The following is a 22,503-nucleotide window of genomic DNA, read 5'->3' as shown; positions in this document are numbered from 1 at the left end:
GACATCGCCACGCCCGCACCAATATTATTATTTCATTACAATTATTTGGCTCCGGATCAGACGCTCCACGGCATCGACCAGGTGCGTACGTTGGTGAAGCCCTTCATGGCTTCGACCACGCCTTCCTTGTCGCCGAGCCCGGAGTCCTTGATCCCGCCGAACGGCGACATCTCGATGCGGTAACCGGGGACTTCCCAGATATTGACCGTGCCGACCTCAAGCTCCGCGACGAAGCGTTCGACATAGTCGAGACGGTTGGTGCAGACGCCCGATGACAGGCCATAGGCGGTCGAGTTCGAGATGCGGATGACTTCGGAGATGTCGTTCGGGCAGCGGATGATCGGGATCACCGGCCCGAACGTTTCCTCGAACACCAGTTCGCAATCCGCAGGCACATGATCGACCACGGTAGGGGCGAACAGCGCGCCCTTCCGCGCTTCGCCGTGCAGGACATCCGCCCCGCGCGCGACCGCATCGTTCACGCGGCTTTCGAACAGGATCGCCGAGCGTTCGTTGATGACGGTGCCGACATCGGTGGACGGGTCCATCGGATCGCCGCTCCGCAGCTTCTTCGCTTTCTCGACGACCAGCTTCGAGAAGTCGTCGGCGATCGCCTCGACCGCAAGGATGCGCTTGACCGCGGTGCAGCGCTGGCCGGAGTTCTTGGTGGCGCCGGCGACCGCCAGTTCGGCCGCCTTGTCGAGATCGGCGTCCTCCATCACGATCAGCGGATCGTTGCCGCCCAGCTCAAGCACCTTGCGCTTATAGCCTGCGGTGTGGGCGATGTGCTTGCCGACGCGGACCGATCCGGTGAAGGTTACCAGATCGGCATCGGGATCGGTGATCATCGCGTCGCCCATCGTCGACGGGTTGCCGGTGACGACCGACAGCATCTCGGGCGGGAGCCCCGCTTCGTACAGCACGTCCGCGAGCGCGAGCGCGGTGAGCGGGGTCAACTCGGTCGGCTTGAGCACGATGCGGTTGTTGGTCGCGATCGCCGGAGCGAGCTTGTGGCTGACCATGTTGAGCGGGTGGTTGAACGGTGTGATCGCCGACACCACGCCGAGCAGCGGCACGCGGGTGGTGAAGATCTTGCGCGCCTTGCCCATCGGCGAAATGTCGCAGGCATAGATCTCGCCATCGTCCTTGATCGTCAGCTGGGCCGCGAACGACCACACGTCATAGGCACGGCTCGCCTCGTACAGCCCGTCCTTCCAGCACAGGCCGGTTTCCGCGACGATCAGCCGGGCGAACTTCTCGCGCCGCTCACGCAGCAGTTCGGCGGTGCGCTGCAGGATCTGCTGGCGCTCATAGCGGGTGAGTGCGGGCTTGAACGCCCTGGCGGCCTGGAACGCCCCTCGGACATGCTCCGCGCGCGCCGCCGGAACGGTGCCGACCAGCGATCCGTCATAGGGATTGCGGACCTCGATCACCTCGTCGGTCTGGACGAGCTTGCCGGCAATGCGCATCGATTCGAGGCGGACCGGCTGGATATTCGCGTTGGCGTTCATGTCAGCGCACCAGATTGAGGGCGACGTCGAAGGCGTCGAAGTTGCGCAGGACGCGGCCGGGCTCGATGTCGGTCATGCGGTTCGAGATCAGCGGAACACACTGTTCGGTCAGGCCGCCATGGCTGCGCAGCGGCTCTGTCAGCCCTGAGAAATCGTGCCGCGCGGCGGTGGTGCCGAGCACCTTGTTCTTGCCGCAGAGGATGACGACGTCGCCGATCCGGTCGATCGGCAGCTCAAAGCGTTCGCTCGCTTCCGCGGCGTCGATCGCGACGGTGATGCCGTCGATCGCGTTCGCGGCGCCAATGACCGGCTGGACCTTGTCGGCATCGACATAGACCGTGGCGAACGAGCCGAGCGCGCCATGATGCGCGACATAGGGATCGGTGATCGGCAGGATCACGCGGGCGACCCCGGCGCCGAGCGCGGCATCCAGCACGTCCTGCAGATAGATCACATCGGGCTGCTGGTTGCTGTCGTGCTTGTCGTTCATGCCGTGATCCGCAGTGATCACGATGGTGCAGCCGCGCGCGTCGAGCTCACCGATATAGCGGTCGAACATCGCGTAGAAGGCATTCGCCGCGCTCGCCCCCGGTGCCGACTTGTGCTGCACATAGTCGGTGGTCGAAAGGTACATGAGGTCGGGACGGAAGGTGTCGACCAGCTTCACGCCCGCTGCGAAGATGAATTCGGACAGATCGGCGGAATAGACGCTGGGCAAGGGCAGGCCGACAAAGTCGAGCACGTCCTCGATCCCGTTATCGGCCTTGGTCGCCTGATCCGCCTTTTCCGAGGAGAAGGCGATCGCGGTGCCGCTGGCAAAGTCCAGCCCCTTGCCGAGCAGGGTGCGCAGCTTGTCCTTGGCGGTGACCACGGCGATCTTGAGGCCCGCCTGCTGGGCCGTGGCGAAGATGGTGGGGACGCGCAGGAACTTGGCGTCGTTCATCATTACTTCGACGCCCGCCTCGCGGTCGTAGAAGAAATTGCCCGAGATGCCGTGGACGGCGGGCGGCCGGCCGGTGACGATCGACAGATTGTTGGGGTTGGTGAAGGTCGGGACAACCGACAGCGCAGTCTTGTTGGTCCCGGTCTTGAGCACGCGCTCCAGGTTCGGGGCGAGGCCCGCCTCGATCGCACGCTCGATATAGCCCGGCTCCGAACCGTCGAGGCAGACGACGACAACGGGGCGATCGGGGCGCTTGTACGAACGGCCGTTGACCACGAGTTCGGTTGCAATGGGGGTGGACATGTTCACTTGGTTTCTCCTCAGGCCGCGCTGGTCAGAAAGGCATCGCGGGTGCCGATAAAATTGCGTCCTCGCTCGCCCGCGAGCGCATCGTCGATTGCGGCAAGCCAGTTTTCGCGGGTGACGCCGTAGTCGGTCGCGTCGGTCGAGATTCCGAGGCGGTTGAGCAGCGCTTCGAGCCGATCCGCCCCGGCAGCGAGATCGGCGCCGAAGATGCGCTTGAGCGCCCGGTCGCAGTCCTCGTTCTGGCCGATCACGGCGCGCATCACTGCCGGCAGGCTGAACGAGCAGGCGATGCCGTGGACGGTGCCGTGGTGCAGCGTGAGATAATAGGAGAGCGAGTGCGCGAGCGCGGTCTTGGTGTTCGAAAATGCGAGCCCTGCGAACAGGCTGGCCCGCGCCACCCGCGTGCGCAGCTCGAGATTGCCGAGGTCATCGAGCAGGCGCGGCAATGTGTCGAGCAACTCAGTCGCGGCGAACACGGCATGGTTGGCCGAGATCGGATTGGCGTTGACGTTCCAGATGCTTTCGAGCGCGTGCGACAGCGTGTCGAGGCCGGTCGCCAGCGTCAGGCCATGCGGGACGCCGAGCGAGGTCGCAGGATCAAGGATCGCGTGCTCGGGATAGAGGTCAGGGCGATTGAGCGAGTATTTCTTGCGCGCATCGGTGTCCCAGATCGTCGCCCAGCTCGTCACTTCACTGCCGGTGCCGAACGTGGTCGGCACTGCGATGATCGGCATCGCCTTCACCGCATCGGCGCCGGCGCGGCCTTCAAGGAAGTCCTGAACATTCGCGAAGTCGCCGTTTGAAACGGCCAGCGCCTTGGCCGAATCGATCACCGATCCGCCGCCGAACGCGACGATGACCTCGGGCGGCACGACCGCAGCGCCGAAGGTGCGGCAAGCGACGCGCAGGCCGTTGAAGCTGGGATTAGCCTCGACGTCGCGCACCACGACTGCGGGCTCGCCGACCTCGGCGGAGATCCGGGCGGTCATTTCGTCGAAATACGGATGGTCGTTGTAGGTGACGAGGCAATAGGCACGACCGGCGACCCTTTTGCGGATCGCTGACACCGCTTCCTCGCCCAGCGTTACCTCGACCGGATTCGCGTACTTCCACGATGTGGCCATCTCAGCCATCCCTCCCACTATTCTTGCGTGGGCGGATAGGAGAGCAAGACCATGACATTATCAAATTGATAGTTTGTTCAGTATCTATATAAAAAACCTATGAGGTATACCCAGCTCCGGTCCTTCCATGCCGTCGCCGAAGCCGAAAGCGTCACCGCCGCTGCGAGCCAGCTCAATGTCAGCCAGCCGACCCTGACCACGCAGATCCGGCAGCTCGAGGAAGAATATTCGATCGAACTGTTCGTGCGGACTGGCGGGCGGTTGCGCCTGACCGACGCGGGCCGCCAGCTCCAGCAGATCACGCGCCGGATGCTCGCAGACGAAGCCGATGCCCGGCACTTCCTGACGGAGAGCCGCGAGCTGCGCACCGGCCAGCTTCGGGTCGGCGCCGTCGGTCCGTTCCACGCGACTGAAATGCTCGTCGCCTTCCATGCGCGCTACCCGAAGATCGATATCGCGGTGTCGGTCGGCAACTCCAATGCCGTGCTGCGTAACCTGCTCGAGTTCCAGTCCGACGTCGCGGTGCTGGCCTTTGTCGAGAATGACGAGCGGCTATGGTTCTCGCAGTACAGCCAGGACGCGATCGTCGCATTCGGGCGGCGCGATCATCCGCTGTTCGAACCCAGCCGCACCAGCATCCGCATCGCCGAGCTACACGAACAGCCAATGGTGGCGCGCGAGCATGGCTCGAACACGCGCCGCGCCAGCGATGCCGCCATGGCGCAGGCAAATGTCCAGCCCAGGATCGTGATGGAGATCGGGAGCCGTGAGGCGGTGCGCGAGGCGGTTGCGAGCGGCGTGGGCTTCGGCTTCGTCTCAAGCGCCGAGTATATTGCGGATGAGCGCATTCGGAGCCTGCCCATCGTGGACGCGGAGATCTTCAACTATGCGCACATCGTATGCCGCCGCGATCGGCTGCAGTCCCGGCTGATCTCTGCGTTTCTCGACGTCACGCGTACGCTGCGCAGTGCGTGATCTGTTCACCGCAACGCCAGCTTCTCGCCGGGTGGCCCGTACATCGAAGGGGTGGCCGTGGTGCCAGGCGCGAAACATCAGCTCAAACCACCGGTGGAGTCGCGGGGTCAGCGAGGCGCTAGACCTGACCCAGCCTGGCCGTGGATGATCCACATCACCGATAGCGCGGCGATGATTGCGAGAACGGCTCTCATCACGGCGCCATGACGAGGCGAGAGCGGACGCGCTATCTCGGCGTCGCTCAAGTTATTGCCGAGGCCAGCGACGGCGTCGGCCAAAGCACAAGCCGAGTTTAAGGCACGCGCGGTGCGTGCCGCTGCGGATCGCGACCCCGTGATCGGGGATCCACATGGAGTTGAGTGCCGGATCGATCGACGCCCCTGGCAAACTAACTACCTGTCCATTGGCGGTTTACCCGCCGCCGGCTGACTGGACGGAGATTTTCGACGCGCGGCGGTAAGCGCTACCAGGCCCGTTTGTAACCGATGGTCAGCGTGGCGCCGTTGGCGGGGACGCGGCTCGTGTTGGTGCTGCTGCGCAGCAGCTGGCTGTAGACCGGCAGATACTGAGTGTTGAGGAGGTTCTCGACGCCCAGCGTAAACTGGTCCTTTCCGGTGACGTCGTAGCGCGCGATCAGATCCACGACCGTGTAGCTCTCGACCTTGCGCCGGCCAAAGCTCGCGACCCGGTTGAGGCGATAGTCGCGATCCCCGGAGAACAGACCCTGAAGGCGGATGTTCAACCGGTCGGTCGGCGCCACTTCCGCATAAGCGGTGACCTTGAGTGGCGGGATGCGATAGCCGGTCATATTCTGCCACCGGGTCGCGGCCGCCGCCTTCTCGCGGCCACGTAGATAGGTCACGCTGCCGCCGAACCGGACTGGGTCCTTCGCATTCCCGACATCGAGGGAGGCCTCGACGCCCGTGATACGCTCTGCCGTGCGGACCAGGATCAGCCCGTTGTTGAAGCTCTGCACGTCCCCCAGATCGGAGGTGCTGCGGAACAGCGCCACGGTGCCCTTTACCGTCCCGAAACTGCCGCGCCAGCCGATCTCATAGCTGTCGATCTTTACGGGCTGGAGGTCGGAATTGCCGATGTTGAATCCCGCGTTGGCGCCGCGCAGCTGCAGGCCGATGTCCGGAAGCTGGAAGCCTTGTGAGAAGGAGGCGTAGAAGGTCTGGCGATCGATCGGGGTCAGCGTCGCGCCCGCATTGAAGGTCCAGCCGTCGTAGCGGATCGTGCCGCCCTGAATCGCGATCGGGTTAGGCGCACGATATTGCGATAGCGGGGTAAAGGTATCGAACGATGCCTCGGCGCGGTCGTAGCGGACGCCGGCTTCGATCGTGAAGAGGGGCGAGAAGCGATGTTGCAGCTGGACGAACCCGCCCTGCGTGTCGGTGGTGAGTTCGGGCATGAAGATGAGCGTGCCGGTGCGCTTGAAGACGAGCCCGCCGCTCGCGTCATAGGCCGCGGGATCGAAGACATCGAGCGGCATGTCGCTGACTTCCCGGCCAAGGTCGCCGCCCCAGGTGATCGCGGTCCGTTCGCCGATCGGCGTTTCGATCGTCAGGCGCGCGCCATAGGTCCGGGTGTTCTGGAATACCTGATCGACGTTGCGACCGCGGTTGGCGATGCCGCGCGCGTCGAATGGCGTGAAGCGGACGAACAGGTCGCGATAATAGCCGAGCAGATCGACCTTGCTGCCGAACAGGTCGCTGTTGCGGTAGCCGAAGGTGGCGACAAGGCTGTGCACCTGATTCTGGTCGGCGAGTTCGAGTCCCTTGATCGGGCGCGCAAGCACGGTTCCCGCCGGCGCGCGGCCGGTCGCGGGATCGGCGGCATAGTCGCTGTTCTGGTCGGCGCGATAGTAGTTGACCGATCCGTGGACATAGCCATCGGACCCGAGCCGATGGCCCAGCTTGCCGCCGACATTCCAGACATTGCTGTCGATCAGGTCGCCCTGGCTCGGCTCGGGCGCACGGCGGTTGCCGCGACCGTCGAAGCCGGCCCCGATGCGCTCATAGCCGCCGCTCAGGGCAAAATCGAGCGAGCCGGCCGAACCCGACATGAACTGCTGCGCCCGCGCGCCCAAGCTCTGGTCGGTGAGGTTCGACAGCGACGTGACGGCCGACAGCGTCGTTTCGATCTTCAGCGGTCCGCCCGCGGGCCGGGTGTTGATCGAGATGAGGCCGCCGGTCGCGCCGCTGCCATAGATCGCGGTGCCGCCGCGCAGAACATCGACCCGCTCGATCATGTTCGGATTGACGCTGATGAGGTTGCGCGAGCTGTCGCGATTGGTGTTGTAGGGCACCCCGTCGACGAGGATGAGCGAACCGCGTCCCCGCAGCGTCTGCCCATAGTCGGTCATGGTGCGGCTGGAGTCGGCAAGGCCGGGAACGGCCTTGGCCAGGATCGTCGACAGCGTGTCCGATGCGGCGCGCGCCATTTCCAGTTCCTCACGATCGATCGTCGTGATCTGGTGGGTCGGCGGCGTGATGTCCGGGTTGGTGCGCTGCGCCGTCACGATGATCTCGCTGCTTTCCGCGTCCTGCGCCAGAGCGGGCGTTGCGAACGCGGCGGTAGCGGCCGACAGCGCCAGAAACGAAAGCGAGCGGCGGCGTGCGATGATCATCTAACTACCTTGAATCGGAACAAAGAGCGGGCGCCATAATCGTAACTGCGAGTGAATTGCAAGAAATGCGAGGCGCGCCTGTCGCACGGGCTTATCCTTGAGGACGGCACTTGAAGCTGCCCCTGTGCGAGTGGCCGAGGTGTCGTCTTGGGCCAAGGACAGGGCGGCTGTGCCGTTGCGCCAGGGTGCCTACACCGCGATGCGGAGCAGGCGGATATGGATGGCCATTCCCCGCGTCGAATCCATGATTTCGACGGTCCCCTGATGCGCAGCAACAATTGCGGCGACCATGCTGAGTCCCAGGCCGTGTCCCGGGGTCGAACGGCTCCGGTCGAGGCGCGCCAGAGGCTCGAAAACCCTCAGCCGCTCCGCAACGGGGATTCCGGGTCCGTTGTCGGTCAGATGGATATCCACCGTATCGCCACTGGACCTGACCGCGATATGGGCCTGCGTGCCCGCAGGCGTGTGAAAGCTCAGATTGTCGAGAAGATTTGCAACGACCCGTTGCAATAGCCGCTTTTCTCCAAGAACCGATGCCGCGTCATAGTCGGCGGTCAGCGAGATCCCGCGATCTTCGAGCGGTGGCTGATAGGTGGTCACCATTTCCTGCACCGCAGCCGCGAGATCGACCGCGGTAAAGCGCTTGCGCACGGCGCCACCACCGACTTCGGAAATCGCGAGCAGCCCGGTCAGCAGCTCGAGCAGTTCGTCGGATTCCTCCAGCGCGGCGCCCAGCAGTCGCTGCATGTTCGGGTCCGCCTCTCGCTGCGCCTCTTCGAGCCGTTGGCGCAGACGGTTGATCGGCGTGCGCAGGTCGTGCGCGATCCCCACCGACATGTGACGGAGATTATCGACAAGCCCGCTGATCCGGTCGAGCATGGCGTTGAGCGACATTGCGAGACGATCGAGTTCGCCGCGTCCCGTCTCCACCGGCATGCGATTAGACAGGTCTTCGGCCATGATCGTTTCCGCCGACATCCTGATGGCAGCCAGACGGCGCTGGATGATGCGTCCGAAGCCGAGTGCTACCGCGCCGACGACAAGGATGATCAGCCCGAAGTTGAGCAGGAACAGCTTGAGGATCTTCAAATCCATCTTGTCGACGATCGCGCGATCGGCGGCGACCACCAGTCGCCCGCCGCCCGGCACCGCACTGTTCATCGCCTGTGCGATGCCGGTGCTTCCATCGGGCTTTCGGAAATGCAGGAACTCGCTCCAGCCCGGCGGAGGGATGTCCGCCCGAAGCGCTCCGGCGCGACGCCGCCCCGAGGTGTCGGTCAGGATATAGCCCATCGACCGGTCGTCGCCGTCGATGCTGGCCAGATAGCCGATGTCGAACGCAACGCCGTCATCACGGGCGTTGATGGTGTGAACAAGCGCATCAAAGCCATGCGCGCGATTCTGCTCAAGCAAAGCGTGGGTTTCGACTTCGATCCGGTGATCGATCTGGCGCTCGATCTCGTGATGGACCACGCCATAGGTGGCAAGGCCAAGCAGCGCGGTGACGAAACCCGCACCGGCGGCGATCGAGAACGCGATGCCGCGAATCGAGCCCGGTATCCATTTAGCCGGCATTGCCGCCGATCATGTATCCCGAACCCCTGACCGTATGGATCGCGTCCCGATCGAACCCCTCGTTCAACTTCGTGCGCAGCCGGCTGATATGCGTCTCGACGATGTTGGTCTTGGGATCGAAGCCCAGATCCCATACGCGGTCGAGCAGCATCGTCCGGGTGACGACCCGATCGGCGTTGCGCAGCAGTTGTTCGAGAATGAGGAATTCGCGCGGCTGCAGATCGATGATGCGACCCGCGCGCCTGACGGTGCGTCGTAACAAATCCATTTCGATATCGCCGGCGCGCAACTGTGTGCCGGCTTCGCCAAGTGCGGGCCGGCGCGACAGCGCATTGATCCGCGCGATCAGTTCGACAAAGGCAAACGGTTTGACCAGATAATCGTCGGCGCCCGCCTCAAGGCCGACAACGCGGTCCTCGATCCCCGACATGGCGGTGAGGAGGATTGCCGGCGTCTGGCAATGGTCGCGCCGCGCCTGTTTCAGCACCGAGACGCCGTCGATCCCGGGAACCATGCGATCGAGGATCAGCACGTCGTAGCTGCTCGTGGCGATTTTCCCGATCGCATGCTCGCCGCAATCGACGGTCGTGACCTGGTGGCCGAGTTCCCGAAGTCCGCGTTCGATAAACGCGGCCGAGCTCGCGTCATCTTCAAGAAGCAGCAGCTTCACCGGCAGACGATCGCGCAGTGGAAAGGGCAACCGGCTCCGCAGACGCGGCTTCGGCGAAGATTGCAGCTTCTATACATTTTCCCAATGTTCCAGATACTGCGTGGACACCATCCGGCCTCCGACTATTTGCGGCGCTTATGCGAGCCATTATCATTCGCACCTAGCCGAGTTTTCAGGGGTTTTCCATGTCTATTGCCGTTCATCGCCGTGCGCTGCGCATTGCCGTCCTTTCATCGGTTGCGACAATGATGGTTTCTCCCGCAGTCGCATCCGCGGAAGACGCCGCCAACGGACAGGAGACGAGCGCCGCGGACCGTCGGGAGATCGTCGTCACCGGCGTGCGCGAAGCCGAGACCGGCTACAAGGTCAGCAACAGCAGCTCGGGGATGCGCACCGACACACCGCTGGTCGACACGCCCCAGTCGGTCAGCGTCATCACGGCCAAGCAGATCGAGGATCAGGCCGCCAACAGCATCGGCGATGCGGTGCGCTACACGCCGGGCATCTACTCGGCGCAGGGCGAGGGTAATCGCGAGACGCTGGTGATCCGCGGCATGACGACGACCGGCGACTTCTTCGTCGACGGCATTCGCGACGACGTCCAGACCTATCGCGATCTCTACAACATCCAGCGCCTTGAGGTGTTTCGCGGCCCCAACGCGATGGCGTTCGGCCGCGGCGGCACCGGTGGCCTGATCAACCGCGTCACCAAGGTCGCCGACTGGACGCCGGTACGCGAGGTGCGGCTCGAGGCCGGGATGTACGATCATTATCGCGGCCAGATCGATCTCGGCGGAGCGCTGAACGATGCGGTCGCGCTGCGTCTGACCGGCGTCTACCAGAATAGCGGCAGCTATCGCGATGGGGTCGAGTATGAGCGCTGGGGTATCAACCCGACCGTGTCGTTCCGCATCGGCGCGAACACCGTGATCCAGGCCGGGTACGAGCATTTTCAGGACGACCGCATCGCCGATCGCGGCGTGACGTCGCGGGTGCGCCCGGCCGGCTTCACCGGCGCCGTCGAGTTTGTCGATACGCCGCGCAGCCGCTTCTTCGGCGATCCCGAGAACAGCCCCACCTGGACCAACACCGACGCCGCCAATCTCTACATCACGCATGATTTCGGCGGTGGCGTGACGCTGCGCAACCGCACGCGCTATGCCGATTATGACAAATTCTACCAGAACGTCTTCCCGGGCGCCCTGAATGCCTCCCCGTCGGTCAATCCCGCCGGGCTTCCGGCCGGCACCTATGCCGCCGGCACGATCGTCCAGATCTCCGCCTACAACCAGGCGACGAAGCGCGAGAATTTCGTCAACCAGACCGATCTCAACGCCGAGTTCAGCACCGGCGGGATCGGCCATACGCTGCTGATCGGCGCGGAATTCGGACGCCAGAACACCGACAATGTTCGCCTGGAAGGCTTCTTCCCGGTGGCGGGCAATGCGAACGGCGTCAGCGCGATCTTCGCGCCGCTGTCGAACCCGCGCATCAGCCGCAACGACATCCGCTGGGCACCGAACGCGACCAGCGCCAGCAACACCAGCTCGCTCGATATCGCCGCCGGCTATATCCAGGACCAGATCGAGCTGTCGCCGGCGTTCCAGGTCGTGCTTGGCCTGCGTTTCGAGAATCTGGTGACCAACGTCACCAATCGGCGCACCGGGGCCAAATTCCGCACGGTCGACAATCTGTGGTCGCCGCGCGCCGGCCTCATCTACAAGCCTGTCGAGAATGCCAGCATCTATGCCAGCTTCTCGCGCTCCTATCTGCCGCGCGGTGGCGATCAGCTGGCGGGCCTGACGATCGACAACCAGTCGCTCGATCCCGAGCGCTACCAGAATTACGAGCTGGGTGTGAAATGGGACATCAATCCCAATTTCAGCATCGGCGCGGCGATCTATCAGCTCGACCGTGACAATGTGATCGTCCTGATCAATCCCAATGACCTCGCTGCGGGCACCGAACTGGGCGGCGGCCAGCGCTCGCGCGGCTTCGAGCTTCAGGCGATGGGCAACATTACCCCGCAGCTCAGCGTCGTCGGTTCCTACACCTATCAGGAAGCGGAATTCACGCGCGCGATCTCGGCGACCGTCAAGGACGGCGCCCGGATTCCCAATGCACCACGGCACAGTGCCTCGCTGTGGACGCGCTACGACGTCACGCCGCAACTGGGTCTTGCGCTGGGCGGCGTCTATCAGGGCCGGCGCTTCGCTGCGCAGGACAATCTGGTCGCGATGCCAAGCTATTTCCGTGCCGATGCGGCGGCCTATTACCGGATCAGCGAGACCATCGACCTTCAGGTGAATATCGAGAATCTGACCAACGAGAAGTATTTCGTCTTCGCGCACAGCAATACCAACGGCACGCCCAGCGCGCCGACCACGGTGCGCGGTGCGGTCAGCTTCCGGTTCTGAAACCTGCGCGAGTAATTTCCAAAAGCCCCGCCAGGCCATCCGACTTAACGGGCGGCCTGGCGACCTTTGCGGGTCGATTGGCTGATCGCCACGCCTCCCGACTATTCAGAACTTCGCCTCGAGGGACAGTCGCGCCGTCCGCGGGCTGCCGCGGGTCAGGAAGCCGCGTGACGTTGATTGCCAGTAGGAGTTGGCCGTCACATTCTCCACATTCGCACGCAGGATGTAGCGGTTTCCGCCAAGGTTGAGGCCATAGCGCAAGCCAAGATCGAAGCGATTCCAACCATCGATCGGCCGCAAATTCTCGGCATCGTAGAACTGCTTGCTCGTATGGATGAAGGTCGCGTTCAGCGCGAACCCCGGAAGCATTGCGGGCTCGTATTCGCCGAACAGGTTGACCTGCCATTCCGGGATGCCGATCGGGCGCTTGCCGTCGGTCAGGCCACCGGCAGTGCCCTGCTGTTCCGCCGCGGAGTACAGGATGCCGCCGAGCAGGCTCAGCCCGGCAAGCGGCTTGCCGGACATGTTTAACTCGATGCCCTTGTTGATGGCATCGCCGTTGAGAACATAGAGGTTGGTCGAGGGCTGGACATAGCCGAACGGCTGATTGATCCGGAAGAAGGCTAGGCTGGCGCTCATCGAATTCGCCAGCTCGACCTTGGAACCGAACTCATATTGCGTGCTGACGAAGGGCGCGAACACCGTGCCCGTGTTGGCCGATCCGGGCGGTGCGAACAATCCGGGTGTCAGGCCCTGCGAGAAGCTTCCGTAGAGCGACCAGAATGATTTCGGCTTCACCACGAGCCCGGCGGCATAGGTGGTCTTCGATTCATCATAGTCGGTCAGCGGCTTGCCGGTGGCCCGATCGAAGTTGGTCATTTTGACATTCTGGTGCCGGACACCAAGCGTGAGCCGGACGTGATCGTCGAGCGCCGAGATCGTGTCCGCGATGGCAATGCCGCGCAGTTTTCGATCGTTCGAATGGCGCAAGTCATCGAATTGCGCCGCCACCGCGTCGGTGAACATTGCGGCCGGCCGGGGGATATGGACGGGTTTGTAGATATTGTTCGCAAGCGTCGGTGGCGTCTGGAACGGAAGATTGCCGAACGTCTTGATGTACAGGGTCGTGGCCGCCGCCACGAAGCTGTGGCTGAAAGGCCCCGTCTGGAACTTGGATCGCAGTGCGATCTCTCCGGTCTCATCGATCGAGCGACTTCCGAACAGGCTGAACCGCGACGTGAAATTCCCCGTCGCGGACGTCAGTGTGCCGAGCGTGTAGCGATAATATTCGTCAAAATCGAGATAGCCGTAGCGCGCCGACACGGTGGTTCCGGGCAGGAACTCATAGCTTGCACCGAGAATGAAGCTCTTGGTTTGCGAGTTCGTCCGCGTCCAGGGCTGGCCATAGTTGACCGTCGATTTGGGAGCGTCCGGGATCTGGAATCCGGCGGCGGCCGTCAGGTGATGGTCCTGCCCCTTGATCAATTCGGACGTGTAGAGGAAGTCGGCGGTCAGGCGGACGCCGCCTGCTTTATAGTCCAGAGCCAGGCTCGCGACGTCCGCGCGCCGGTTGGTGAAATTTAGCGCAAGATCGCCGGCATAATGCGCGGCGTTCAGGCGGGCACCGACCTGTTGTTCGTCGCCGAACCGGGCCCCCAGATCGACATTCCCGCCGACATGCCCCTCGGACATATAGAGCGCGGTCGCATCGAGGGTTCGCCGGGCCTGGGCGCGCTTGGGAATGAGGTTGATCATGCCGCCGATATTGCCGAACGGCGCCACGCCGTTGATCAGCGCGTTCGGGCCTCTGAAGACCTCGACCTTGGCATAGGGTTCGATCGGATTTCGCCGACCCGGTACCATGCCATAGAGGCCGTCGACCGCGACCTCCGAGGCAAAGAGGGGGAAGCCGCGAAGTACATATTGTTCGCTTTCGCTGCTCGCCGACAAATTGCTTCTGATCGAAGGGTCGAGTGCGAACACGTCGGTCACCGTGCGCGCCTGAAGCGCATCGAACGCGTCTTCGGTATAGGAGGTCATCGAGAACGGCGTGTCGAGAACCGCCTGCTCGCCGAACAATCCGCTCTTGGCATAGGGAGAGGTGAAGCCGGTGACGACGACGTCTTCGACGACCGGATCGCTATCCGGGCGAGGAGCCGGGCTGATCGTGGAAACGGTGGGCGGCACGTCGCGGCGGGCCATGCGCTTGCGTTCCACCGGTTTGGCCTTCGACACGCGTACGATGAAGCCGCCCGCGCCATCGGGATGGGCCTCCAGGCCGGTGTTTCTCAGCAATCGCGACAAGGCTTGTGAGACGTTGCGCGCATCGCGCACGCCGGACGTCATTTTGCCTCGAACCGACGCCGGGTCGTAGGAGATCGTCAAACGAGCGGCGCGACCAAGCTGGTTGAGCGCGGACCCGAGCGGCCCGGCCGGAATGTCATAGGATCGTGCCGGGCTGCTTGCCTGCGCCATGGCTGGAGACGGCATCGCTGTGCAGAGCGTCAGGGCAAACGCCGCTCCGACCTTGCCAGCCACTATTCTGTTACGCACGGAAAACCCCCTTCTGAAACTGCCTTCATTGAGGGGACGAGCGAGATCGCGATCGGGACAGTGCCCGTGCCGAAATAATCAGCGGCGGCGCATAACCGGTGCTGTAGGGTTGCTGTTGTCGAGGACCAGCGGCAACAGCGCAGTCAGATTGACTGTGGCCTTATCGGGATCGCGCAACGGAAAGATCCCTGACACGCGCAGATCGGCAAGGGTCCGACGATCGAAGACGACCGGTGTCGTTCGCCAGCGGTTCAGTTCGTCCAGCACTTCGACAAGCGGACGATCGTCGGCCGACAACCAGCCGTCCGCCCAGACACCTATATCTGCAATGGGAATGTCGGAAAGCCGCTCCACACCATGTGCTGTCAGACGGGCACTCTGTCCTGGCGAGAGCGTCATGCACGTTGCGGCCTCGCCGTCCTCCGGGCAGATGCGCACACGGGATTCGGAAACTGCAACAAGGGTCGAGGCGGTTTCCCTGCGCACGGTGAATGCCGTCCCGAGTGCGGTTATGGTGCCATCGCGGGTTCGCACGGTGAAGCCCGGGTTCGTCCGTTTGGCAACCGTGGCGAGAACCTCCCCCTTCAGAAGCGTGACCAGGCGGCGGTCGGCATCGATGTTCACCGCGCTGTCCGTCGAGAGCGTCAATCGGCTGCCGTCGGCAAGCTCCACCGCACGCGCTTCTCCAGGCGCGGTGGCTTGATCGGCAAGCATGAGTTGCACGGCCGGCAGACGCGATCCCGCCCACCCGGCGCCCAGCAGCGCCAGTACCATCAGGAACGGCGCGCCGGATCGCCTGCGTCGAAGCAAAAACCGTCGCAACGTTTCGCGCTCGACCTCGGGAGCGCTCTCCAGTCGCTCCCGGACACCGCCCATTCGATCCAGTGCCAAAGCATGCGCCGGATCCGCCGAACGCCAGACCTCAAAGTCGGCACGGTCCTGATCGGAAGCGTCCCCCGACTCCAGGTGCGCGAGCCACTCCGCTGCCTCCTGGACCACCAAAGCGCCAGGCTCGTTCTTGGCGCTATGCAATGTTCGGCCGGGCTCCATAGGCCGCGGCGTAGCAACGGGCATAGCCCTTCGCGATATACTGCTTGACCATACTCTTCGACACGCCGAGTCGGGCCGCGATCTGGGCATGCGATACGCCTTCCAGGCGGGCGAGCAGAAAGGCACGCCGAGCGCGTTCGGGAAGGGTGTCCAGCTCCCGCATCACGATATCCAGTTCGCCGATCGCTGCCGCGATGCGTTCCGGGCAGGGCATCGAGGCACCAGCCATCAGTGCCGCATGGGCTTCGAGGAACGTCCGCTCGACCTCCAGCCGCCGTGCCTGATCGATCAGTAATCTGCGAGCAACCGCGGCGAGGTAGGGCCGTACATTGCGTGGCGCTGCAGTGTCGCGTTTCTCGACCAGGCGACAGAACGTATCCTGCGCGATGTCCGCCGCCCTTTCGGAGCAGCGGGTGTATCTTCGCAACCATCGTTGCAGCCAATCACTGTGCCCGCTGTACAGGCGATCAAGCTCGAGGGCGGAGGAGCCAGATATGGTCGGAACTCCCCACTGAAAGGCCAGGATCGAAGAACCGCCTATTAGCTGCCGGGAGGCCTAATGCAAATCATTTGCAACATTGCCGCTGGCGGCGAAAGATCACCACCGCCCGAAGGCCAAGAATCTGCCCGGCGAGGCCATCGGAACTGGGCCGCGCGCGTGTGCGCCGATCGCGCAGCTCGCCCTCGACAGCTGGAGCAAGGCGGGCGACGCCACGAACCTGCGCGTGGCCGACGGAGCGCAGATGGCATCCGCTTTCCTGCGCGAACCCTTTGCTTGCTTGCATGGAGCCTGCCGTCCGCGCGTTGGAAATATCTACATATTTCCAATTTATTTCAATGCGCTAGGTGAATTTCATGGCGCGCCCGGCAGGATTCGAACCTGCGGCCCCAAGCTTAGAAGGCTCGTGCTCTATCCAACTGAGCTACGGGCGCGCGCTGGCTACGCGTTAGCGCGGATTGCGCGGGCGGGGAACCGCCATATAGTCCTGCGTACAGCAAAGGGGCGGGCGATGAGCGACGAGGTGGCACCGGTACGGATCAACGCGGGCCAGGTCGCGGGCGGGCATTTCCGCTATTATGATTATGTCATGGCGGCGTTCGTCGCGATCCTGCTCCTCTCCAACGTTCTGGGTGCGGGGAAAGTCGCGCAGGTCTGGCTGCCGGCCATCGGGATCTACCCGTTTGTGGAAGCGGGATGGTGGCCGTTCGGCGCCGGCATCCTGTTCTTCCCGCTCTCCTATGTCATCGGCGATGTGCTGACCGAGGTCTATGGCTACGCCCGCGCACGGCGTGTGATCTGGGCGGGGTTCGTCGCGACTGCCTTCATGGCGTTCATGGCCTGGGTGGTGGTCGCGTTGCCGCCGGCGCCCGACTGGACCAACCAGCCGGCGTACGACACGATCTTCGGTCAGGTGCCGCGCATCGTCCTCGCATCGATGATCGCTTTCTGGGCGGGCGAGTTCGTCAATTCCTTCGTCCTCGCCAAGATGAAGCTGTGGACCCGGGGCAAGCATCTCTGGTCGCGCACGATCGGCTCGACCTTTGCGGGGCAGGGGGTGGACAGCCTGATTTTCTACCCGCTCGCCTTTTGGGGCGCTGAAGGCTGGACCAACGATCTTGTGCTTCAGGTGCTCGTGACTCAATGGGTGCTCAAGGTGAGCTGGGAAGTGTTGCTCACGCCGGTCACCTATGCCGTGGTCGGCTTTCTCAAACGGCGCGAGGGCGTGGACGTCTATGACGAAGGTACCGATTTCACGCCGTTCCGTGCCCGCGTCTGAATGAAGGACAGCGTCTTTCAGGCGGCCAAGCTGTGGCTGATCGATTTCACGGGCCTCGCCAAGGATGCGCTCCACATCCATGTCGGGCTGATCGTCTTCTTTGCCGTGGCGCTCGTTTTGCGCTGGCCGCTGCGCAGCTGGAAGCCCTGGGCTGCAGCGCTTATCGCGGCGCTGGCGGGGGAAGCGTGGGACCTGTGGGACACGCTCGCTGAGGGGCGCCACATCGTTCTTTCCGCCAACTGGCAGGATCTGTGGAACACGATGCTGTGGCCGACCGCGATCCTCCTGCTTGCACGCACGACGCGGCTGTTCGGCGGCGGACGGCGCTAGGCTCTGCCTTGTCCGGGAACGCAGCCACGGGCGGTTGCAATGTTGGAATTCGTCTGCTGCTGTTCCGCTGCCGGAACACCGGCCGCTCCTTGAACCCGTAGATCAAGCCGTCGCGCGCGTAGCAGTGTGACTTTCGGGACTTTCCGTCGTCCTCGCGCACGCGTGGCAGTGTGACCTTTGGGACTTTCGGGGTCAGGCGACCGCTTCGAGCAGTCCCTCGAACAGCCGCCGTCCGTCGATGCCGCCATGCGCGGCTTCGATCTTGCGCTCGGGGTGCGGCATCATGCCCAGCACGTTGCCGCCCGCATTGACGACGCCCGCGATCTGGCGCGCGCTGCCGTTGACGTCGCCGGCATAGCGGAACGCGACGCGCCCCTCGCCCTCAAGCCGGTCGAGCGTCTCGCTGTCGGCGAAGTAGTTGCCGTCGTGATGCGCAACAGGGATCGAGAGCGTTTCGCCCGCGGCATAGCGGCTGGTGAAGATCGTCTGGCTGTTGTCCACGGTCAGGTCGACGTCGCGGCACACGAAGTTGAGGCCTTCGTTGCGCATCAGCGCGCCGGGCAGCAGCCCGGTCTCGGTCAGCACCTGAAAGCCGTTGCAGACCCCGATCACCGGCATGCCGCGCTCGGCCGCCGCGACCACTGCGCGCACCACCGGCGACCGCGCCGCAATCGCGCCGCAGCGCAGATAGTCGCCGTACGAGAAGCCGCCGGGCAGCGCGATCAGGCCAAGGCCATCGGGCAGTTCGCTCTCGCCATGCCACACCATGTGCGGCTTGGTTCCGGTCACGCTCTCCAGCGCCACCGCGAGGTCGCGGTCGCAGTTGGAGCCCGGAAAGACGATGACCGCGGTCTTCATTGCCCAGAAACTCCAGGGCGCTCGACCCGGTAGTTTTCGATCACGGTGTTGGCGAGCAGCTTGGTGCACATCGCGTCGATGTCCGCGTCGCTGGTGCTGTCCGCGACCTCGATCTCGATCAGCTTGCCGACGCGGACTTCGCCCACGCCCGAAAAGCCGAGCGAGCCGAGCGCGTGCTCGATCGCCTTGCCCTGCGGGTCCAGCACGCCGTTCTTGAGGGTGACGACGATGCGCAGCTTCATGGATTTTGCCTCCGGGGATTTGCCGCGCCCTATGGGCCGGGTGGCGCGCAGGTTCAAGCCCGGTGTTCGGCCGGTGCCGCAATCCGGCAGAAGCGCAAGGCTTCATCGGTCATTTACCCGGACGTGGAACACTCGGCATTGCCGAGTCGCCGCCGCGGGGCCGTGACCGGGGGGAGTGCGTGTGATGGGGTTTCTTTCGATCGCCCTGTTCGTGGTGCTGATGGCCTTCGGCCGCGACTATTTCGGCTGGACCGATCCCCACGGGATGACGACGATGGCACTGATTTGTGCCTTCGTCTTTGGAGTCATCGCGGGGTTGAAGGCGAGGGGCTGACGCTCTGGCCGCTAGCGGCCAGAGCTTACTTCCCCCGCTTCTTGCGGTGGCTTTCGAGGTCCAGCACCGCCGAATCGGCGCCTTCGGGCAGCAGACCCAGCCGACGCGCCACTTCCTGATAGGCTTCGACTTCCCCGCCCAGATCACGCCGGAACCGGTCCTTGTCGAGCTTCTCGCCGCTGGCCATGTCCCACAGACGGCAGCCATCGGGGCTGATCTCGTCGGCCAGGATGATTCGGCTGTAGTCGTTGTCGAAGATCCGGCCGAATTCGAGCTTGAAGTCGACCAGACGGATGCCGATCCCGGCGAACAGGCCCGACATGAAGTCGTTCACCCGGATCGCCATGTCGGCCATGTCGTGCAGCTCTTCCTGGCTCGCCCAGCCAAAGCACAGGATGTGCTCGTCGGTGACCATCGGGTCGCCCAGCGCGTCGTCCTTGAAATAATATTCGACGATGGTCCGCGGAAGCTGCGTGCCTTCCTCGATCCCCAGCTTCTTCGACAGCGATCCGGCAACGACGTTGCGCACCACGACCTCGATCGGGACGATCTCGACCTGACGGATCAGCTGCTCGCGCATGTTGAGGCGGCGAATGAAGTGAGTCGGGATGCCGATATTGCCGAGCAGCGTGAAGATATGCTCGCTGATACGGTTGTTCAGCACGCCCTTGCCGCTGATCGTGCCCTTTTTCTGGGCGTTGAACGCGGTGGCGTCATCCTTGAAATACTGGATCAGCGTGCCGGGTTCGGGGCCCTCATAGAGGATCTTGGCCTTGCCCTCGTAGATCTGGCGGCGGCGTGCCATCGGTGCTGCGGTCCTTCAGAAACACGGTGCCCCGGCGGCGCTTGGGTTCGCGCGGACGCCGGGGCTGGAAGCGCCGAGCCTATATCGAAACCCGGCTCGGCGCGCAATCAATCGCTCGCTGCGGTTTCGGCAGGCTTCAGACGACGCAGCCGGGGCCGGAGCCGCCGCCAGAGCAGCAGCCCGATCAGGAGCACCAGAGCGGGTGGTCCCAGCACCGCGATCGCGCCGAGAACGAAGGCCAGTGTCGCCTGCGCGGAAGCGGCGAGCAGGTCGAGTGAACTGGTGAGCGGTGCGCCCGCGTCAAAGCCGCGAACGGCTCTGCCTGAGCGGTAGGCGAAGGTCATCGGCGTGTTGGCGAGCGATTCGCGTTGCTCGCTGCTGCTGGTCTGCACCGCCTCGATCCGCTGGGCGATCTCGGCGCGCTGACGTTGCAGCTCGGCGCGTTCGCTGGCGGGCAGATTCGTGCGCGCCAGTTCACGATCGAGTCGGGCAAGCTCCTCCTGCGCTCGGGCGCGGTCTGCAGCGAGTCGGGTGGTCTCGGCCCCGGCATCGGTGCCGGTGATCTCAGCGTCGATCAGCGTGCCTTCGGCCTTTTGGATTGCCGCGATGCCTTCCTTCCCGAATGCACGGGCCAGGGTGGGGTCGAGCTTGAAGGTCAGCATCGCCTCGACCCGGCTTTCACCGAGCAGCTGGTAGCGCAGGCCGGTGATGCGGCAGCGCGCGATGCCCAGCTTCTCACACGCGGCAGCATGTTCCTCTTGCGCTGCGGAAATCCGCGCTGCCGGGAGCGAGAAGGCGTAGTGGTAGTTGAACGCGACGCCGGGTGCCGCGGTGACGGCGACTCCGGCCGGTGCTTCAAGGAGGGCGTCGGCCGCCGTTTCCTGCGCCGGCTCGCCCCGCGTCTGTTGCGCCGTCGATCCGCGGTCACCCTGCGGCGCCGGACCGCAGCCCGAAATCGCGAGTGCCAGAACCAGTAATGCCGAACCCGATGTCCATCGCATGCCGTTGCTCCTCTCCGGTGATGCTCAATTCATCGCTCACAGTGCACGACTCATCGCGCAGTGATAGAACATCACATTAGAGGGTGTTCGGCAATGCCTCTTTTTCGCCACATTTGATCGATGATCAAGGCCTATGGATTAGCCGATGCAATAGGTTCGCTTGCGCGCCTCTTCGCTCTGGTCGGGCGGTACGGCCCGGCTCGCCGCCCGGTGAAGTACACGCGCCAATGCCTTGCCGATGCGGCGGAAGCCACGGTCAATCCCGTCGCTCACCACCTGATGGTTCTCCGCCCAGAAGCGGTCGTTATAGGGTTCGTGCATTGTCTTGCTCCCAATGTTCGATAGCTCGCTGTTGCAGTTGAAATGGCGAATTCCGTTCCGGAGGACCAACAAAAGGATCGACGCAATACATCATCAAGGATTATAGATTGGCGATGCGCCAGCTTCCGCCACTCGCCGCTGTCCGTGTTTTTGAGGCTGCCGCCCGGCGCGGCAATTTCACCCGCGCCGCTGAGGAATTGGGGATGACCCAGGCCGCAGTGAGTAACCAGGTGAAACTGCTGGAGCAGCGGCTTGGGATCGCGCTGTTTCGCAAGAATGGCCGCGGCGTTGTCCTGACCCCAATGGGGGAGCGCATCGCGCCCCAGGTAAGTACGGCGTTGGACGGTCTGGCCGAAGCGTTCGCGGTGGCACGTGCCGAGGACGAGGCGGTGATGACGATTTCTGCGCCGGGTACCTTCTCGACCAATTGGCTGGCGAGGCGGTTGGGCAGCTTTCAGGTCGCGCGGCCCGAGCTCGCCGTGCGCGTGCTCGTCACCGATGCGATCATCGATCTCGCCACCAGCGATGCCGATGTCGCGATCCGCGGTGCGCACGGACCCTGGCCGGGGCTGGTCTCACATTTCCTGATGCGCATGCCATTCACGGTGATGGCGAGCCCGGACTTTCTCGCGGCGCATCCGCCGATCCGCACGCCTGCTGATCTGCTCGGCCTGCCGCGTGTGTCGCCCGACGACAATTGGTGGGAGCTGTGGTTCGAATCGGTGTTCGGCGATGCGGTGGTCGCGTCGCAGCCGGGTATCGACTTCCAGTCGCAGGTGCATATCGGCAACGCCGCCGTTGCCGGGCATGGCCTTGCGATGCTTTCCCCGCCGATGTGGTTGTCGACGATCGCCGAGGGGCGGCTGGTGCAGGTGCTCCCGCAAATGGTCTATTACAGGAACAGCTTCTGGCTGGTCTATCCTGAGGCCAAGCGCAACCTTCCCAAGATTCGAGCTTTCCGCGACTGGCTGCTTGCCGACGTACGGGCGTCGCTGGGCGACGACCCGTACGGTGCGTTGGTGCCGCCGCCCGGGGATATGTGACGCCCCTCGCAAGGGCGGAATAGCCCTGCTATCGC

Annotated in this window: 20 protein-coding genes and 1 tRNA gene; 6 read left to right on the top strand and 15 right to left on the bottom strand. The window is 63.9% G+C overall.

Going from position 1 to position 22,503, the window contains the following annotated elements:
* Window positions 1-56: 56 nt before the first annotated feature.
* The 3 genes from phnY to AC07NK_RS19275 are packed head-to-tail and all read right to left on the bottom strand — an operon-like array spanning window position 57 to window position 3,893.
* Entirely contained in the window at window positions 57-1,511 is a 1,455-nt protein-coding gene (gene phnY, locus AC07NK_RS19285; protein ID WP_495172239.1) for a phosphonoacetaldehyde dehydrogenase, read from the bottom strand.
* A gap of 1 nt (window position 1,512) precedes the next feature.
* The gene (gene phnA, locus AC07NK_RS19280; RefSeq protein ID WP_495172238.1) at window positions 1,513-2,757 is read right to left on the bottom strand and encodes a phosphonoacetate hydrolase; all 1,245 of its coding nucleotides are present in this window, start codon (window positions 2,755-2,757) and stop codon (window positions 1,513-1,515) included.
* A 17-nt stretch (window positions 2,758-2,774) separates the two neighbouring features.
* Window positions 2,775-3,893, bottom strand: a complete 1,119-nt coding sequence (locus AC07NK_RS19275; protein ID WP_495172237.1) for a phosphonoacetaldehyde reductase — start codon at window positions 3,891-3,893, stop codon at window positions 2,775-2,777.
* 90 nt (window positions 3,894-3,983) lie between these two features.
* Between AC07NK_RS19275 and AC07NK_RS19270 the strand changes: the two genes are divergently transcribed.
* On the top strand, window positions 3,984-4,859 hold the full coding sequence (locus AC07NK_RS19270) for a LysR substrate-binding domain-containing protein (protein ID WP_495172236.1): 876 nt from the start codon (window positions 3,984-3,986) through the stop codon (window positions 4,857-4,859).
* Between the two features lie 463 nt (window positions 4,860-5,322).
* Here AC07NK_RS19270 and AC07NK_RS19265 read toward each other — a convergent pair whose 3' ends face one another.
* The 3 genes from AC07NK_RS19265 to AC07NK_RS19255 form a co-directional block, all read right to left on the bottom strand.
* A complete protein-coding gene (locus AC07NK_RS19265; RefSeq protein ID WP_495172235.1) occupies window positions 5,323-7,491 on the bottom strand; it encodes a TonB-dependent receptor in 2,169 nt (722 codons plus the stop codon).
* A gap of 189 nt (window positions 7,492-7,680) precedes the next feature.
* Window positions 7,681-9,066 (bottom strand): sensor histidine kinase, encoded by a 1,386-nt coding sequence (locus AC07NK_RS19260; RefSeq protein WP_495172234.1) that lies wholly within the window; start codon window positions 9,064-9,066, stop codon window positions 7,681-7,683.
* A complete protein-coding gene (locus tag AC07NK_RS19255) occupies window positions 9,056-9,736 on the bottom strand; it encodes a response regulator transcription factor (protein WP_495172233.1) in 681 nt (226 codons plus the stop codon). The genes AC07NK_RS19260 and AC07NK_RS19255 overlap by 11 nt, the downstream gene beginning before the upstream one ends.
* Before the next feature lie 248 nt (window positions 9,737-9,984).
* Here AC07NK_RS19255 and AC07NK_RS19250 point away from each other — a divergent pair, with 248 nt between their 5' ends.
* Window positions 9,985-12,153: a TonB-dependent receptor gene (locus AC07NK_RS19250; protein WP_495172232.1), complete on the top strand. Its 2,169-nt coding sequence runs from the start codon at window positions 9,985-9,987 to the stop codon at window positions 12,151-12,153.
* A gap of 105 nt (window positions 12,154-12,258) precedes the next feature.
* Here AC07NK_RS19250 and AC07NK_RS19245 read toward each other — a convergent pair whose 3' ends face one another.
* From AC07NK_RS19245 to AC07NK_RS19230, 4 genes are all read right to left on the bottom strand, one after another.
* Window positions 12,259-14,628, bottom strand: a complete 2,370-nt coding sequence (locus AC07NK_RS19245) for a TonB-dependent siderophore receptor (protein ID WP_495172231.1) — start codon at window positions 14,626-14,628, stop codon at window positions 12,259-12,261.
* A 156-nt stretch (window positions 14,629-14,784) separates the two neighbouring features.
* The gene (locus AC07NK_RS19240) at window positions 14,785-15,738 is read right to left on the bottom strand and encodes a FecR family protein (RefSeq protein ID WP_495172230.1); all 954 of its coding nucleotides are present in this window, start codon (window positions 15,736-15,738) and stop codon (window positions 14,785-14,787) included.
* Complete coding sequence (locus AC07NK_RS19235; RefSeq protein WP_495172254.1) at window positions 15,731-16,219, bottom strand: sigma-70 family RNA polymerase sigma factor; 489 nt, start codon at window positions 16,217-16,219, stop codon at window positions 15,731-15,733. The genes AC07NK_RS19240 and AC07NK_RS19235 overlap by 8 nt, the downstream gene beginning before the upstream one ends.
* A 393-nt stretch (window positions 16,220-16,612) precedes the next feature.
* Window positions 16,613-16,689: transfer RNA gene (locus AC07NK_RS19230), tRNA-Arg, on the bottom strand.
* A 77-nt stretch (window positions 16,690-16,766) separates the two neighbouring features.
* Between AC07NK_RS19230 and AC07NK_RS19225 the strand changes: the two genes are divergently transcribed.
* Both AC07NK_RS19225 and AC07NK_RS19220 read left to right on the top strand, forming a co-directional pair.
* Window positions 16,767-17,534 (top strand): queuosine precursor transporter, encoded by a 768-nt coding sequence (locus tag AC07NK_RS19225; protein WP_495172229.1) that lies wholly within the window; start codon window positions 16,767-16,769, stop codon window positions 17,532-17,534.
* Window positions 17,535-17,864: a hypothetical protein gene (locus AC07NK_RS19220; protein ID WP_495172228.1), complete on the top strand. Its 330-nt coding sequence runs from the start codon at window positions 17,535-17,537 to the stop codon at window positions 17,862-17,864. It begins immediately after the preceding gene.
* A 192-nt stretch (window positions 17,865-18,056) separates the two neighbouring features.
* Here the strand turns inward: AC07NK_RS19220 and purQ are convergent, their stop codons facing one another.
* Window positions 18,057-18,722, bottom strand: coding sequence for a phosphoribosylformylglycinamidine synthase subunit PurQ (gene purQ / locus AC07NK_RS19215; protein ID WP_495172227.1), 666 nt, complete (start codon window positions 18,720-18,722; stop codon window positions 18,057-18,059).
* Window positions 18,719-18,964, bottom strand: coding sequence for a phosphoribosylformylglycinamidine synthase subunit PurS (gene purS, locus AC07NK_RS19210; protein WP_495172226.1), 246 nt, complete (start codon window positions 18,962-18,964; stop codon window positions 18,719-18,721). Before purS ends, purQ begins: the two co-directional genes overlap by 4 nt.
* 184 nt (window positions 18,965-19,148) lie before the next feature.
* On the opposite strand from purS, the gene AC07NK_RS19205 reads away from it, so the two are divergent.
* Window positions 19,149-19,298: a hypothetical protein gene (locus tag AC07NK_RS19205; protein ID WP_495172225.1), complete on the top strand. Its 150-nt coding sequence runs from the start codon at window positions 19,149-19,151 to the stop codon at window positions 19,296-19,298.
* Window positions 19,299-19,323: 25 nt separating this feature from the next.
* Here the strand turns inward: AC07NK_RS19205 and purC are convergent, their stop codons facing one another.
* From purC to AC07NK_RS19190, 3 genes are all read right to left on the bottom strand, one after another.
* Window positions 19,324-20,103 carry a phosphoribosylaminoimidazolesuccinocarboxamide synthase gene (gene purC / locus AC07NK_RS19200; protein ID WP_495163673.1) on the bottom strand — a complete coding sequence of 260 codons (780 nt, stop codon included), beginning with the start codon at window positions 20,101-20,103 and terminating at the stop codon, window positions 19,324-19,326.
* A 107-nt stretch (window positions 20,104-20,210) separates the two neighbouring features.
* Window positions 20,211-21,104, bottom strand: a complete 894-nt coding sequence (locus AC07NK_RS19195; protein ID WP_495172224.1) for a hypothetical protein — start codon at window positions 21,102-21,104, stop codon at window positions 20,211-20,213.
* Window positions 21,105-21,242: 138 nt separating this feature from the next.
* Complete coding sequence (locus AC07NK_RS19190) at window positions 21,243-21,425, bottom strand: hypothetical protein (RefSeq protein WP_495172223.1); 183 nt, start codon at window positions 21,423-21,425, stop codon at window positions 21,243-21,245.
* 113 nt (window positions 21,426-21,538) lie between these two features.
* Here AC07NK_RS19190 and AC07NK_RS19185 point away from each other — a divergent pair, with 113 nt between their 5' ends.
* A complete protein-coding gene (locus tag AC07NK_RS19185) occupies window positions 21,539-22,468 on the top strand; it encodes a LysR substrate-binding domain-containing protein (protein WP_495172222.1) in 930 nt (309 codons plus the stop codon).
* Window positions 22,469-22,503 lie beyond the last annotated feature (35 nt).

This window comes from Sphingomonas sp. GW821-FHT09B04 (assembly GCF_059418285.1).
The sequence above is the reverse complement of the archived record's forward strand: the minus strand, read 5'-3'. Positions and strand labels throughout refer to the sequence as shown.